This window comes from Bacillus sp. L_1B0_5 (genome assembly GCF_000836715.1).
In the GTDB taxonomy this organism is placed as follows: domain Bacteria; phylum Bacillota; class Bacilli; order Bacillales; family Bacillaceae_G; genus Bacillus_A; species Bacillus_A thuringiensis_S.
This window is the reverse complement of sequence record NZ_JXIS01000016.1, coordinates 1-13,437: the sequence shown is the minus strand read 5'-3', so window position 1 is coordinate 13,437 and position 13,437 is coordinate 1. Positions and strand designations below refer to the sequence as shown.

The window sequence follows — 13,437 nt, the reverse complement described above, 5'->3', positions numbered from 1 at the left end:
GGGGGGCTAAGGTTGAAAGGTTGTTCAAAATCCCGAGAGTTCGGGATTTAAAAATGATAAAAGGGGAGATTGAAAACATGGGGAAATTAATTTTAAAATCGTCAAAACTTCATTCTTTAAATGACTCGGAAAATGTTGAATTAGGTGATTTTCACTTTGATATTAAGCAATTTAAAGTTCCTACAGCGATGGTAGTGCAAAAAGATGGCTTTGCTACTCGGATTGAAAAAGAAAAGAATCTAAATGGTGAGCTAGTTGAAACAGGTAAATATGCAATAACTTTTAAGGTTTACGATAGACCATTTATTGAGCTTGTATTACAAAATGGTGGGACTGAAATCGGTTCGCCTATTACTGTAGTAATTGAAAAACAGGACAGCTTACCTATCTTTGATCATTACGAAGATGGTGAATTTATTCCAATTTATTTTACAGGGCTTAAAGTGAAACCTAGGAAAATCCAAAAGAAAACATTTGTCGGACAAGGTAAGCCAATGGTTGATACGTGGCAGTATTCAGAAATCAAAATAGAAGCTGATAGTTACACTATCGGTGAAGAGAATGAGCCAAAAGCGAAGTAATCAATGCTTAATTGATTACTTTCGTTGTTCGATTCCAAATAGTGAGTTTCCGACAGTTGCTGATGGAATTTTAGGAATCCCTATCTCTGAATTTTCTTCAGAGATTAAGGGGTCTCCGTATCCTACTTACGATGTGTGCATTAGCTTTGCAAATATAAAGCTTCATTCCTCTCGAAGTCATAGTAGTGTTCTTATAGATATGTCTGGACAAGCATGTAGGCAATATGAAGAATATATGTCGAGAGTTGATGGTTGGCATTGGTACAAATTTATAGCATTTATTCTAGAGGTGCAAGGTAAAGTATCGAGAATAGATTTGGCCCTAGATATTTTTGATGATGCTACTCCACCTGTAAAAGCGTTGCAGGACTATGTAAAACGTGGACAGTTAAGCACGAAAAGTCACAAATTCATTGAAATAAATAGTGGTAGGGTTCTTGATGGGAAATTGACGGGTTTTACGTTGTATATTGGCTCATCCCCACAAATATTACGAATCTATGATAAAAAACAAGAAAGAAAAGATAACGCGGATGAAGTTGTAAATGTTGAGAAGTGGATCAGATGGGAATTAGAGTTGACTGGAAATAAATCGATGCAAGTGGCTCTTCAAATATCGAAGGGGAAACCACTTAATGCTATAGTTAAAGGTGTTTTATCAGCTCATTATTGTTTCAAGACGCAACCTAAGAGTGCCAGTGACTTACATAATAAAAATAGACTTCCTACAATGAGATGGTGGCAAAAGTTTGTAGACGGTATTCAAGAAATCCCCTTAAAAGTAAAGCGTGAAAAACTCACTTTAAAGAAAAAGAAAGATTGGGTTGAAAATTCTACAGTGAAATCAATAAGTATGCTTTATGAATCATTTAGGCGTGTATATGGTGAAAAATATGCTGAGCTTTATTTGAAAGAGTTAATACAGATGGGGAAAGAAAAAATCACTGAATCCGACCAAACATTAATCGAGCAGCGTGTAGTAGAACTTATGAGTGAGGATGAATATTAGCGTGGAAAGGGGTTATTGTGATGGGTACAACAATATGTAAAGATGATTTAATTAAACTGGGATATAAAAAATATCAAGCTATTTCACTAATTAGGCAAGCGAAGGCAATCATGGTACAAAAAGGTTGTCCTTATTATAACAACAAAAGACTGGGGAGAGTTCCAAGAGATGTGATTGAATCCATTTTAGGAGTTTCTCTTATAACAGAAATGAGTAATTCCCAATGAAAAATAGAACGCAACAAACAACGAAATATCCTGGTGTATATGTTGATGATAAAGGAAACTTCTTTTATCAATCGGAATTTGGTATTGATCGGGTTACAGGAAAACGAGTACGAAAAAAAGGAAGAAAAGACGTTAATGGCAAGCCTTTTTCTTCCGCATTCGAAGCTAACAAGGAGTTAACTAGATTAAAAAGAGAATATCATAAAGTCAATAGTTACGCTAATTATAAAATGACTTACGAGCAATTTATGAATAATGTGTATATGCCTTACTATCAAACAGATGTTGAAGAAAGTACCTTCTCTGTTAAGCGAAGAATATTGGAAAGGATAAGGGATAGATTTGCTTCTATCCCCCTTCGGTCTATTTCAGTTGAGGACGTACAAAATTTTCGTACATGGTTATTAACAAATCAAGAGAATGGCGGAGCTGGGTATGCTCAGTCCTATGCTAGTCTAATTTTTGGAGTGTTTCGCAAAAGTTTAGACAAAGCTGTAGAAATGCAATACTTGGAGCATAATGTTTCGAAAAAAGTTAAAGCAATCCCAAAAGGAAAAGCAATTGTACCATATTGGACAAAGCTAGAATTTGAAAAAGTGATAAATCAAATTTATATTGGTGATTTTTATGAACATTTAAATTTTGTTATGTTATGGGTTTATTACATGACAGGAATTCGTGTGAATGAAGGAACGGCTTTACATTGGAGTGATATTGATTTAATAAAAAAGCGTATGCGAGTTCATCACATGCTCATTATAAAAACTAGAAAGGATTGGAGACGAAATTCATATACGAAAACAGAAGATGGCAAAAGAATAATTGCACTTGATGATGATACTATAAAAATTTTAACAGAATGGAGAGATAAGCAAACGAATATTGGCTTAGGGAAGGAAAATGATTTTGTTTTTAGCTATGATGGATTACCTATGATTAAATCAACGATAGCTCGAATTATTGAGCGATACTCTAAACTTGCAGGAGTGAGAAAGATACAAGCAAAGGGATTGCGTCATTCACATGCTTCGTATCTTATCAATGAATTTAATGTATCGGTGCTCGTTTTATCTCAACGTATGGGGCATTCAAGTCCAGAGATTACTTTAAAACACTATGCTCATATGTGGAGTGGTGCTGATACTACAATTGTTGACGCAATGACTGGAAATATTGAAATCAAAACGGCTGAACGGACAAAAATTAAATTTAATGGTAATCAAGCATTAAATAAAAGTAATGTAAGAGGATAGCTTTATTTAGAGAGAAAATCGTGAGGGTGCAGAGACTGCTTGTAACATGGGGAAAGGCTCGCTGTAAAGGGCATGCGGAATTTCAAACAGTTGGAGCGAAGATAAGATAGAAAGTCCCATTCGACTTAATAACGAATTTAATATTAGTTTCAGTGAACCGTATCACAAGTGATAGTAAAGCGGAAATTGGAGATTGAGATTTTTTATTAGATAATTATTAAGAGATCGCTACCTATTTTTGTTTGTTAAATTATGGGGATATTGTATTAAAGTTTGAATGGGAATTATTAATAATTGTTTGGATTATTAATTTAAGATAAAATTGTAGAAAAGGGAACGTATTTTCGTTATGCTTATTTTTATAAAAGCTAAGTATAATTGATGCTTGAAAATAAAAAAGTATACTAAAATGTTCCTAAGAGGTGTTTTTTAATGATAGATTATAATGGTATTGAAAAAAGCTTTAATGTGCTTTATCCGGAAATTGAAAATGCAACATATTTAAGTCAAGTTAATTATTCAGATGAATTAAAAAAGCCTTACCAACGTTGGTATAGGTATAAAGAAGGTTTTTCAGTTGAGCTTGTTAAAAGATTAATTAAAGAACAAGCTAAGAGATCAACAGGAACTATATTAGATCCATTTTCAGGTAGCGGGAGCACATTAATTGGTGCTAATGAATTAGGATATAAGGGAATAGGATTTGAGGTTAATCCATTTTCTTACTTTTTAAGCAAAGTTAAATTAGGAAATTATACGTTAGGAGAAATTAAGCTTTTTAAGAGCTTGTTTGAAAAGGTATTAAATGAAGAAAATGGCGTATTTCCGATGCCAAATTTATCTTTTGCTGATAAGGTTTTTAATAAAGAAGTACAGGATAAACTTATGTCGATTAAAAAAAACATAATTGATCTTGAAAATGAAGGAATAAATCCAAATGTTATAAATTTATTGAAATTGGGTTGGTTATCTTCTATAGAAGAATTATCTAATTATAGAAAAGCAGGTAATGGATTAAAAAAAAGAAAGTTAAAGAATCCAATCGTATTAAATAAAGAGGATGTTTACTATAAACTAGATCATATTTATTCGAATATGTATATAGATCTTGAAACAAAGAAGGGTATGCGAGATATACAGCTTATAAATCATACATGTATTGATATGGATAAATTTATTGAAGATAGCAGTGTTACAGGTGTTATTTTTTCTCCACCATATGCTAATTGCTTTGACTATACTGAAATTTATAAGTTAGAGCTGTGGTTTGGGGGCTTTGTAGCAAACTATGAGGAAATGAAAACTCTTAAAAAATCTTCACTAAGGTCACATCTTAATGCTAACTTTAAAGAAGATATAGATAATGTTTATACAATTCCATTATTAGAAGATATATTAAGCAAATTAAAAGAAAAGAAACTATGGGATAAAAAGATTCCGATTATGTTGAAATTGTATTTCCATGATATGTTTAGAGTGATTGAAAAATGCTATTCAGCATTAGAACAAGGTGGTTTTTGTACTATTGTAGTAAGTAACTCTTCTTATGGAGGAATTGTGGTACCAACTGATTTATTGTTCTCAATTTTTGCAGAAAAGATAGGTTTTGAAGTAAGTAGAATTGAAGTTGCACGCTATATAATCACAAGCTCTCAACAATATAATATTACAAAGGAACAAAAAAACTTTTTAAGGGAAAGTGTTATATGTTTAAAGAAGAATTAGCTATTGAGAAAATAGAAGAGGAAGTAGTAATAGAAGTTGAAAGCTTACCAATGTGTATAGAAAACGGAAAAACTTATGCAATAAAACAACCAAATCCCAATTCATATACACACGGTTATTTCAAATATCCATGTAAATTTATCCCAGAAATACCAAGGTGGTTTATGAATAAGTATATTGGGGAGAGAAAGGCAAGCATTTTAGACCCGTTTAGTGGTAGCGGAACTACATTATTAGAATCCATTATAAATGGACATGATGCTTATGGAACGGAAATAGACAATTTTGCTAAATTATTAATTAAGGTTAAGACGACTCCTTTAAAGTTACAAGATATTAATCAAATAATCGATTGGCTAGAAAGAATAATTAAACAATATCAAGAATCTTATATGGATTATAAAAATCCTATGGTTCCTCAAATAAACAATTTGTATCACTGGTTTTCAGAGCAAAATGTTCAAAAACTAGGTCTTATTAAAAATGAGATAAATGAATTAGAGAATTCGGCAATAATAGATTTTTTAAATGTCTGTTTAGCAAGCTCAATAAGGAAATGTTCGAATGCTGATGATGTGTCTCCTAAGCCATATATATCAAGTAAAATTAAGAAAGTACCTTCTGATCCCTTTATCGTGTTTCCTAATATTGTGAATAAATACTTAGCGTATATGAAAGAATTTTTAAATTACACTCTAAGTAATAAGATAGGAAAAGTAGAATTATTAGAGGGGGATGCTTTAAACATAAAAGCAAATTCAAAAATTGAAGTAGCGATTACTTCGCCTCCTTATATAAATGCATTTGATTATGCTAGGACATTGAGGTTAGAAAACTTATGGCTAGGCTTAGACTCCGAAGAAACGATTAAGGATAAGAAAAAATCTTATGTAGGTACTGAAAATATAACTACTAAAAAAGTGAAATCAGAATTAGATCTGTCAATTTTAGAACTAAGTAAGCAACTTAAGGAAGTATATTACGATATTGAAAAAATTGATCAAAAGAGGGCACTTATTGTTAAAAGGTTTTTTGAGGATATGCATAAGAACTTAATCGAGGTTTATAATGTGTTAGCAGAAGAGGGTAAATATTGTATTGTTATTGGAAATAGTAGTATAAGGAAAATTAATGTTGAAAGTTGGAGCATTATTTGTGATATAGCAAGAGTGATTGGATTTGAAATAGATACTTACTTTAGCTATATAATTAAAAATCACTATTTAAGAATTCCTAGAGGTAATAAGGGTGGGAAAATAAATAAAGATTTTGTATTTGTTTTAAAAAAGTCTACTTAATGTTGAGTAGGCTTTTTTATTAATATGGTATAATTTGTTATGAATGAAATTTAGGAGGCTATTATGGTACAAAAAAATAGAAGTAAAGAGGTATGGCTTGTTCCAAAAAGAGGAAGTCTTCACCAAACGATTTGTTTAATAGAATCCCTTATAAATAGGAATTATGATCAAACACGTTGGAATGAGCAAAAACAAAATAATATTGGAAATGATTTAAGAAAACGTGGGGCGGTAAAGGAAAAAAGATCCCCTTCAAATCAATCTATTCGTACTTTACTTGCTTCAATTCCACAGTATTTAGGGTTTTTATACATAGATAGCAATACAACGCCTAATACTGTAAAAATCACAGATGCTGGTAGATACTTATATGATTTTCATAAAGATAGCATTGAAAATATCGGAACCTTAGGGGAAGGTAAAAAAAGTGGAGGTTTAATTGAAACTTCATCGGTATTTCTTGAACAATTTGAAAAACTTCAAATCACTAATCCGGTAATATTAAAAGATTGTGAAAATATTTTAGTCTTTCCATTTAGGGTTATTTTAAAGTTATTAATTGAATTAAATTATCTTGATCGAGAGGAATTGGCGTATTTTGTATTTTCGATTAGGGATGAAAGTGAAATTCCACTTACAATAGAGAAAATAAAAAAGTACAGGAAACAAGATTTAATGGAACGAGATACTGAAATTAAACTTTTTAAGGAAACACATATAGGTAATATTACTCTTGTAAAGGCATCTTCAGCATCTTATTTTGAAAGTCTGTGTTATAGTACGGGGATTATTGAGAGATTTAAAATTCAGATACCGAATCCAGGAAGCCCTGATTCCAATAAATTACCTGCAATTAAGATTAAAGATGAACAAGAAGTTTATGTTAAAGAGGTTTTAAGTAGTAAATATGAAAATTCACAAGTGTATAATTTTGGTGATAATTTAAAGTTATGGATGGATTACATTGGAAATCCTAATAGAAAAATACCACCAAGGGATATTGAGGTTGAAAATAAAGGAAATAGCAATTTAATAATAATTATTGAACAAAATGGGGTAATGATAAAAGGTGATTTAATAAAAAGTGGTTGCTCATTAGTTTCTCCAATGTTCATAAATGAGAATTATGACATTATTTTTATAAGCCCGGTGGATGGAACTGTTTTGGAAAGGGCTACAATCAAGCCGGATTATTTAAGTGGAAAATATGAATTTAATATTAATTCAAACCATAGTATTACTAATAATGAAAATATAGATGAAATAGGACAAATCATCAATGAACACTCTGCGGCAAAAACATTTGATAAGAATTATTTGTCTTATCTAGGAATTATAGGAGATATTATAGGAGCTGATTTAACTAATAATAAAAATCTTAGGGGAGCTTATTATGAATATCTATTTTATAAATTATTGGAGCAGCTACGAAAAGAAAAAATAATAGATGATGTGTATTGGAATGGTAAAGTAGGAGAATTTGGTCTTCCAAGACCAGCGCCAGGAGGGAAGACAGGAACCCCCGATATTATTTTTATTATTAATGGTGAATTCTTTATATTAGAATTAACAACAATTAAGGCTAAATCTGCACAATTTAGTGCTGAAGGTTCTTCAGTACCAGACCATATTAAATTATTTGCGGAAGAACATTCTGAGGCGATTGTTAATGGAATTTATACTGCACCCACTATTCATGACCGGAATACATCTGCCATGAAAGCAATTCTTGATCCACTAGGGATTAATTTAAAATGTATTGAAGATCGAGAATTAGTAGATTTGTTATTATCTAAAGATAGAAATCTCATTTACAGTGAATTAAAAAGTAGTAAATAAAAAGGTCATGATTTTATCATGACCTTTTTATTTCTTATACTATTAAATTTAAGGATAACTTTAGTTTATCAATAATTTGAAAATATTAGTTAGGCATTAAAATAGGAAAGAAGTATTTTTGTTTCCTCAGAGTTTATAGTTTTACCTGTTACGGTAGGTTTTGGGAAATTTACATTTATTTGGTGAATAGGTATTTCTTTATTAAGCCATTTGATTTTTTTTATTAATATATTCCCAATGGGCTGGGCCCACCCTTTTTCCTCGTTGGGGAAATTTAACTGATTTAAAAATTCATTAAATGTTTTAGCGCCATTTAATATTTCATATTTTTCCCAACATTGTCTGGTTGTATTAACTTCAAATTTATCAAAATAACCGTAACCACGAAGGAATCTACTCTTCTTTTCTACAAAAAAAATAGGTTGATGTTGTTCTATAGCTTTAAAGGTTGTTCTCCTTAACCAAATACAAGCTAGTTGCATATTATTTGAAGATAATGTGTAACACCAAGAAGGATTAGTGATGCAGATAAAGCCTTTGGATAAATTCATTCGGTATATTTCCCCCCTCAAAAAATTAATTAATAGTTAGTATATGCAATGAGAATAAAAAGTTTATATGGTTATGGAAAAAAGAAGAAAAAATCGTATAGTTAAACTTAATAAGGATTACTTTGATGAGAAAATTCGGGTAGAAACATATACGGAGTTATCCGACCCGTTACGGAAATAGATAGATGAACTTGAAGTTGAAAAAAATAAACTATATGAAACGCAATAAAGGTTTTTGACACTTTCTGTCGAATTCTAATTATTATTCCAATAGACAGACTGTGTGTTATTTTATAAAATATTTAATGCGTTTTATATAGAAAGAAAAATAGAAAGTGCTGAAGTGCCAATTACTAAAGAAATAGTTATAAGGGCACTTGAAAATTTTACTGATTTATATAAACATGCTAATTATGAACTGGAGAAATCTTTATTAAGAGCTATAATTAAGAAAATAGAGGTTCAATCCAATCGTACAGATATAAAGCAAATAACCTATTGGTTTGATTACGATAATAATCAAGATGACGCTTTACTAGTTAGCAAAGAGGAAATGAATCAATCTCTATAGGTATGAAAAGATATTTACCAGATTTGTAAACCTTACTTAGCCTCATTGCGCTGAACCTTACCACAAGTGGAGATTTCACTTACTGGATGCTTGGTGATTGTATTTCCCACCAAACACACCACCAAAACAATGAATTTTTTCAAAAGGTGCTGTCATTTAAGGAAACAGGGAGTACTGTCTATTATTGAGTGGGAATAGTATTGTAATAAAAAAGATCCATCTATCATTCATGAATAGATGGATCTTTTTGTTTTCGTTGTTAATACGAACGAAAATATAAAAAAATATAAAAATGTTCGCTTTTAAATTGACAAAAATACATTCAAGAGTTAATATGAGTATGTAATTCAAACGAAAAGTGAATATTATGCCGTCGTATAATATCGGGGATATGGCCCGAAAGTTTCTACCTAGCTACCGTAAATGGCTTGACTACGAGGCGTTTAGATAAAGATGAGGGGAAACTTGTCTTTATTCATAGAACGCTTCCATGTATATGCAATGGAAGCCTTTTTTATTTTTAATAGATAAAAGAGGGCTAGGGAGATTACGGCGAGTAATCATATAACGGGGGAAACGTAGGATGAAACGCTATTTTCAATTTGATGAGCTCGGTACGAATTATAAAACTGAGTTCATAGCGGGGTTAACAACATTTCTATCTATGGCTTACGTACTGTTTGTCAATCCTGCTACGCTGTCGCTTGGAAATGTTAAAGGGTTACCAGCAGGTACAGGGATGGATCCAGGTGCAGTATTCGTTGCTACGGCATTAGCGGCAGCGATCGGTTCGTTAATTATGGGTATTTTCGCAAAGTATCCAATTGCTTTAGCGCCAGGTATGGGAATTAACGCGTTCTTTGCTTATACAGCAGTGTTAACGATGGGTATTCCGTGGCAAACGGCCATTGCCGGAACATTAATGTCAGGTATTATCTTTATTATTCTTACTGCTTCAGGTATTCGTGAAAAAATCATTAATGCAATTCCATCGGAGTTAAAGTTTGCAGTAGCGGCAGGTATCGGATTGTTCATTGCCTTCCTTGGATTCCAAAATGCCGGAATTATCGTGAAAAATGATGCTGTTCTTGTTGGATTGGGGGATTTAACAAAGGGCACAACGTTACTAGCAATCTTCGGGGTTGTTACTACAATCATCTTCATGATTAAGAAAGTTAATGGTGCAGTGTTTTACGGTATGATTCTTACGGCAATCTTAGGAGTAGCGACAGGATTAATTGATACTCCAAAAGCTGTAGTGGGAGCAATACCGAGTCTAGAACCAACGTTCGGTGTGGCATTAACGCACTTTGGAGATATTTTCACTGTTCAAATGGGGATTGTTATTATAACGTTCTTCTTTATCGATTTCTTTGATACAGCAGGTACGCTTGTAGCGGTTGCGAATCAAGCTGGATTAATGAAGAACAATAAATTACCACGTGCAGGAAAAGCATTATTTGCAGATGCGATTGCGACTGTAATTGGTGCGATCTTGGGTACATCAACAACAACGTCTTACATTGAATCGTCTGCAGGGGTAGCAGCGGGAGGACGTTCTGGATTTACAGCAGTTGTAACAGCAGGATTCTTCTTACTGGCACTATTCTTCTCGCCATTACTAAGTGTTGTAACGCCAGCTGTAACGGCACCAGCTTTAATTATTGTAGGAATATTGATGGTTTCTTCCTTAGGGGAAATTGATTGGAAGAAATTCGAGATTGCAGTACCAGCATTCTTTACAATTATCTCTATGCCACTTACGTATAGTATCGCAACTGGGATTGCGATTGGATTTATCTTCTATCCAATTACAATGGTTGTGAGTGGTCGTCGTAAAGAGGTTCATCCGATTATGTATGTTATGGGAGTTTTATTCGTACTATATTTCATCTACGTTCGTAAATAAAAGGGGTTTTTTAAAAGGTCTAGACTTAAGGGGAGTCTAGACCTTTTTTGCGTCTTCAGAAAATCTTAAGGATTTCCGAGCGTTTTTCTTCAGAAGTTTTCCTATAATAGAAGTTAGGGATTAAAAAAGTAATGGGGGAGATATTGTGGCACACGAAACAATACTTGTCGTAGATGATGAAAAAGAAATTCGGAATTTAATTACAATCTATTTAAAGAATGAAGGATATAAAGTATTACAAGCAGGGGACGGAGAAGAAGGGCTACGTTTACTGGAAGAAAATGAAGTGCATCTAGTCGTATTAGATATTATGATGCCGAAAGTAGATGGTATTCATATGTGTATGAAAGTAAGAGAATCGAAAGAGATGCCTATTATTATGCTTTCTGCGAAAACGCAAGATATGGATAAGATTTTAGGATTAACAACAGGAGCAGATGATTACGTAACGAAGCCCTTTAATCCATTAGAGTTAATTGCACGAATTAAATCTCAGTTACGCCGTTATATGAAAATGAATGGTTTTGCTATTCAAAATGAGGACGAGCTAGAAATTGGAGAGATGAAAATAAACATCTCGACCCATAAAGTTATTGTAGAGGGAGAAGAAGTGAAACTAACCCCGAGGGAATTTTCAATTTTAGAATTGCTAGCTAGAAATCCAGGTATGGTGTTTAGTGCGGAGCAAATTTATGAAAAGGTGTGGAACGAACGATCTTTCCAGTCTGATAATACTGTAATGGTGCATATTCGAAAAGTACGTGAAAAGATTGAGGAGAATCCAAGGAAGCCTAGATATATAAAAACAGTATGGGGAGTGGGGTATAAGATTGAAAAAGATATTTAATCCGTTTACTTATGTTAGGAAAATTCGAGAATTAATTGGGAAGATAATAAAGAGCGTAAAACGGAGTATAAGGATTCAACTTATTACGGCGTTTACTGCTTGTGCGTTATTAGGTCTCTTTGTATCAACGAAGATAGTAGCACCTATTTTTGAAGATGCTAGCCAGCATGCTGAGATTAATTATAGAGATGGTATGGAGCAAATTAATCGTAAAGCTCAAAGTACAGCGGAAATGATGGTTGCTGAAAATAAATTAGATGCTGTACAAAATATGATAGAACTAGAAAATGAGAATTTAGAGCAAGGGAATGATGCCTTTAAAATATTAGTTACTGACGAAAATGGTAAAGTTTTGTATAAAACGAAGCAAGCGCAAGAAGAACAAATTAATTTGCATAATACAATTCGTAATGCGACTTCATTTGCTATCAATTATTCAAATAATAATGATATTGAAAGATCAAGAAAAGAGTTTATTGCATTCTCGCCTATTACAATTGAAGGTAAGAACTTATATATGTTTGTAAGCGGGATGCCTCAAGGGGAGGTAGTGTATTATAAAGTAGAAGGACCATTCCCATTTTTAATTGGTGTCCTTGTATTCATCTTCTCTTTCTTCTATATAACAAAGAGAAAGATGAAGCAGATTGAAGCAATGGCAGAAGGTGTAAAGGAAATAGAAAAAGGAAACTTAGCGTACCGCATTGAGAAGAAAGGTGAAGATGAGATTGCGTCTTTAACTGAGAATATTAATAATATGGCGGAAGAGCTTATGAATAATATAGAAAAGGAACGTAAATTAGAGAAGCAGAAGAATGAGCTTATTACGAATGTATCTCACGATTTACGTACACCGCTGACTTCTATTATGGGTTACTTGCGATTACTTAGAGATTCTAAATATGAAAATAAAGAACAACATGATGAGTATACGAGAATTGCTTTTGCAAAGTCGGAGCAGTTAAAGAATTTAATAGAAGATTTATTTGAGTATACGAAGTTAACAAATGAGCAAGTTATATTAGAAAAACAAGAGGTTTGTATAAATGAGTTACTCGAGCAATTAATAGAAGAGTTAGTGCCGCAGGCAGAAGAGCATGGGCTTACGTTTGTTAAGAAGTTTCCTGAGGAACGTACTTATGCAGCGATTGATTCGGAAAAGATGGTCCGTGTATTTGATAATCTATTAATGAACGCGATTAAGTATAGTAAAGATGATGGGGAGATAAAAGTTTCTCTTCAAAGGCAGCGCCGGAATATACAAATTGTAATTGCGAATCATAGTGAAGAGTTTACGAGAGAAGAGTTAGGGAGTTTGTTTGAACGTTTCTATAAGAAGGATCAATCTCGAAGTAGAGTAACAGAAGGTTCTGGACTTGGGCTTGCGATTGCGAAAAGTATTGTTGAGTTGCAAGGTGGCAGTATTCGAGCGGAATATGAGGATGGTATTATTCAGTTTATTGTCTCGTTACCAATTATAGAAAAATAATAAATGAATAGAATGGTATATGATAAAAAGGCTTATTTTAAAGGGAATAAGCCTTTTTATATTTTTTTAGAAAAACATGTTGACGATTAAGGTTTAGAAGTGTAATATAGGACAAGTCGCCGATGCAATAACGCAGAA

General features: G+C 32.6%; 12 protein-coding genes and 1 riboswitch. Of the genes, 11 read left to right on the top strand and 1 reads right to left on the bottom strand.

Annotation, left to right across the window (positions count from 1 at the left end):
* The first annotated feature begins 77 nt into the window (after window positions 1-77).
* The 7 genes from RT27_RS05195 (at window position 78) to RT27_RS05165 (ending at window position 7,932) form a co-directional block, all read left to right on the top strand.
* Window positions 78-581 carry a hypothetical protein gene (locus RT27_RS05195; protein WP_043935460.1) on the top strand — a complete coding sequence of 168 codons (504 nt, stop codon included), beginning with the start codon at window positions 78-80 and terminating at the stop codon, window positions 579-581.
* A complete protein-coding gene (locus RT27_RS05190; RefSeq protein WP_043935459.1) occupies window positions 562-1,590 on the top strand; it encodes a replication initiation factor domain-containing protein in 1,029 nt (342 codons plus the stop codon). The genes RT27_RS05195 and RT27_RS05190 overlap by 20 nt, the downstream gene beginning before the upstream one ends.
* Window positions 1,591-1,610: 20 nt before the next feature.
* On the top strand, window positions 1,611-1,817 hold the full coding sequence (locus tag RT27_RS05185) for a DUF3173 domain-containing protein (RefSeq protein WP_043935457.1): 207 nt from the start codon (window positions 1,611-1,613) through the stop codon (window positions 1,815-1,817).
* Window positions 1,814-3,070, top strand: a complete 1,257-nt coding sequence (locus RT27_RS05180; RefSeq protein WP_043935455.1) for a site-specific integrase — start codon at window positions 1,814-1,816, stop codon at window positions 3,068-3,070. The genes RT27_RS05185 and RT27_RS05180 overlap by 4 nt, the downstream gene beginning before the upstream one ends.
* A 432-nt stretch (window positions 3,071-3,502) precedes the next feature.
* Window positions 3,503-4,795 (top strand): DNA methyltransferase, encoded by a 1,293-nt coding sequence (locus RT27_RS05175; RefSeq protein WP_043935453.1) that lies wholly within the window; start codon window positions 3,503-3,505, stop codon window positions 4,793-4,795.
* Complete coding sequence (locus tag RT27_RS05170; RefSeq protein ID WP_043935452.1) at window positions 4,777-6,093, top strand: restriction endonuclease subunit M; 1,317 nt, start codon at window positions 4,777-4,779, stop codon at window positions 6,091-6,093. The genes RT27_RS05175 and RT27_RS05170 overlap by 19 nt, the downstream gene beginning before the upstream one ends.
* Before the next feature lie 63 nt (window positions 6,094-6,156).
* A complete protein-coding gene (locus RT27_RS05165; RefSeq protein ID WP_043935450.1) occupies window positions 6,157-7,932 on the top strand; it encodes an AlwI family type II restriction endonuclease in 1,776 nt (591 codons plus the stop codon).
* Window positions 7,933-8,021: 89 nt separating this feature from the next.
* Here the strand turns inward: RT27_RS05165 and RT27_RS05160 are convergent, their stop codons facing one another.
* Entirely contained in the window at window positions 8,022-8,483 is a 462-nt protein-coding gene (locus tag RT27_RS05160) for a hypothetical protein (RefSeq protein WP_043935449.1), read from the bottom strand.
* Window positions 8,484-8,766: 283 nt separating this feature from the next.
* On the opposite strand from RT27_RS05160, the gene RT27_RS05155 reads away from it, so the two are divergent.
* The 4 genes from RT27_RS05155 to RT27_RS05140 all read left to right on the top strand — a co-directional run bounded on the left by RT27_RS05155 (window position 8,767) and on the right by RT27_RS05140 (window position 13,299).
* The gene (locus RT27_RS05155; RefSeq protein WP_043935447.1) at window positions 8,767-9,054 is read left to right on the top strand and encodes a hypothetical protein; all 288 of its coding nucleotides are present in this window, start codon (window positions 8,767-8,769) and stop codon (window positions 9,052-9,054) included.
* A 353-nt stretch (window positions 9,055-9,407) separates the two neighbouring features.
* Window positions 9,408-9,509, top strand: a riboswitch (purine riboswitch).
* 128 nt (window positions 9,510-9,637) lie between these two features.
* Window positions 9,638-10,963 (top strand): NCS2 family permease, encoded by a 1,326-nt coding sequence (locus RT27_RS05150; protein WP_000833096.1) that lies wholly within the window; start codon window positions 9,638-9,640, stop codon window positions 10,961-10,963.
* A 145-nt stretch (window positions 10,964-11,108) separates the two neighbouring features.
* Window positions 11,109-11,810 (top strand): response regulator transcription factor, encoded by a 702-nt coding sequence (locus RT27_RS05145; RefSeq protein WP_000929891.1) that lies wholly within the window; start codon window positions 11,109-11,111, stop codon window positions 11,808-11,810.
* On the top strand, window positions 11,794-13,299 hold the full coding sequence (locus RT27_RS05140; protein WP_043935445.1) for a HAMP domain-containing sensor histidine kinase: 1,506 nt from the start codon (window positions 11,794-11,796) through the stop codon (window positions 13,297-13,299). The genes RT27_RS05145 and RT27_RS05140 overlap by 17 nt, the downstream gene beginning before the upstream one ends.
* The last annotated feature ends 138 nt before the right edge of the window (window positions 13,300-13,437 follow it).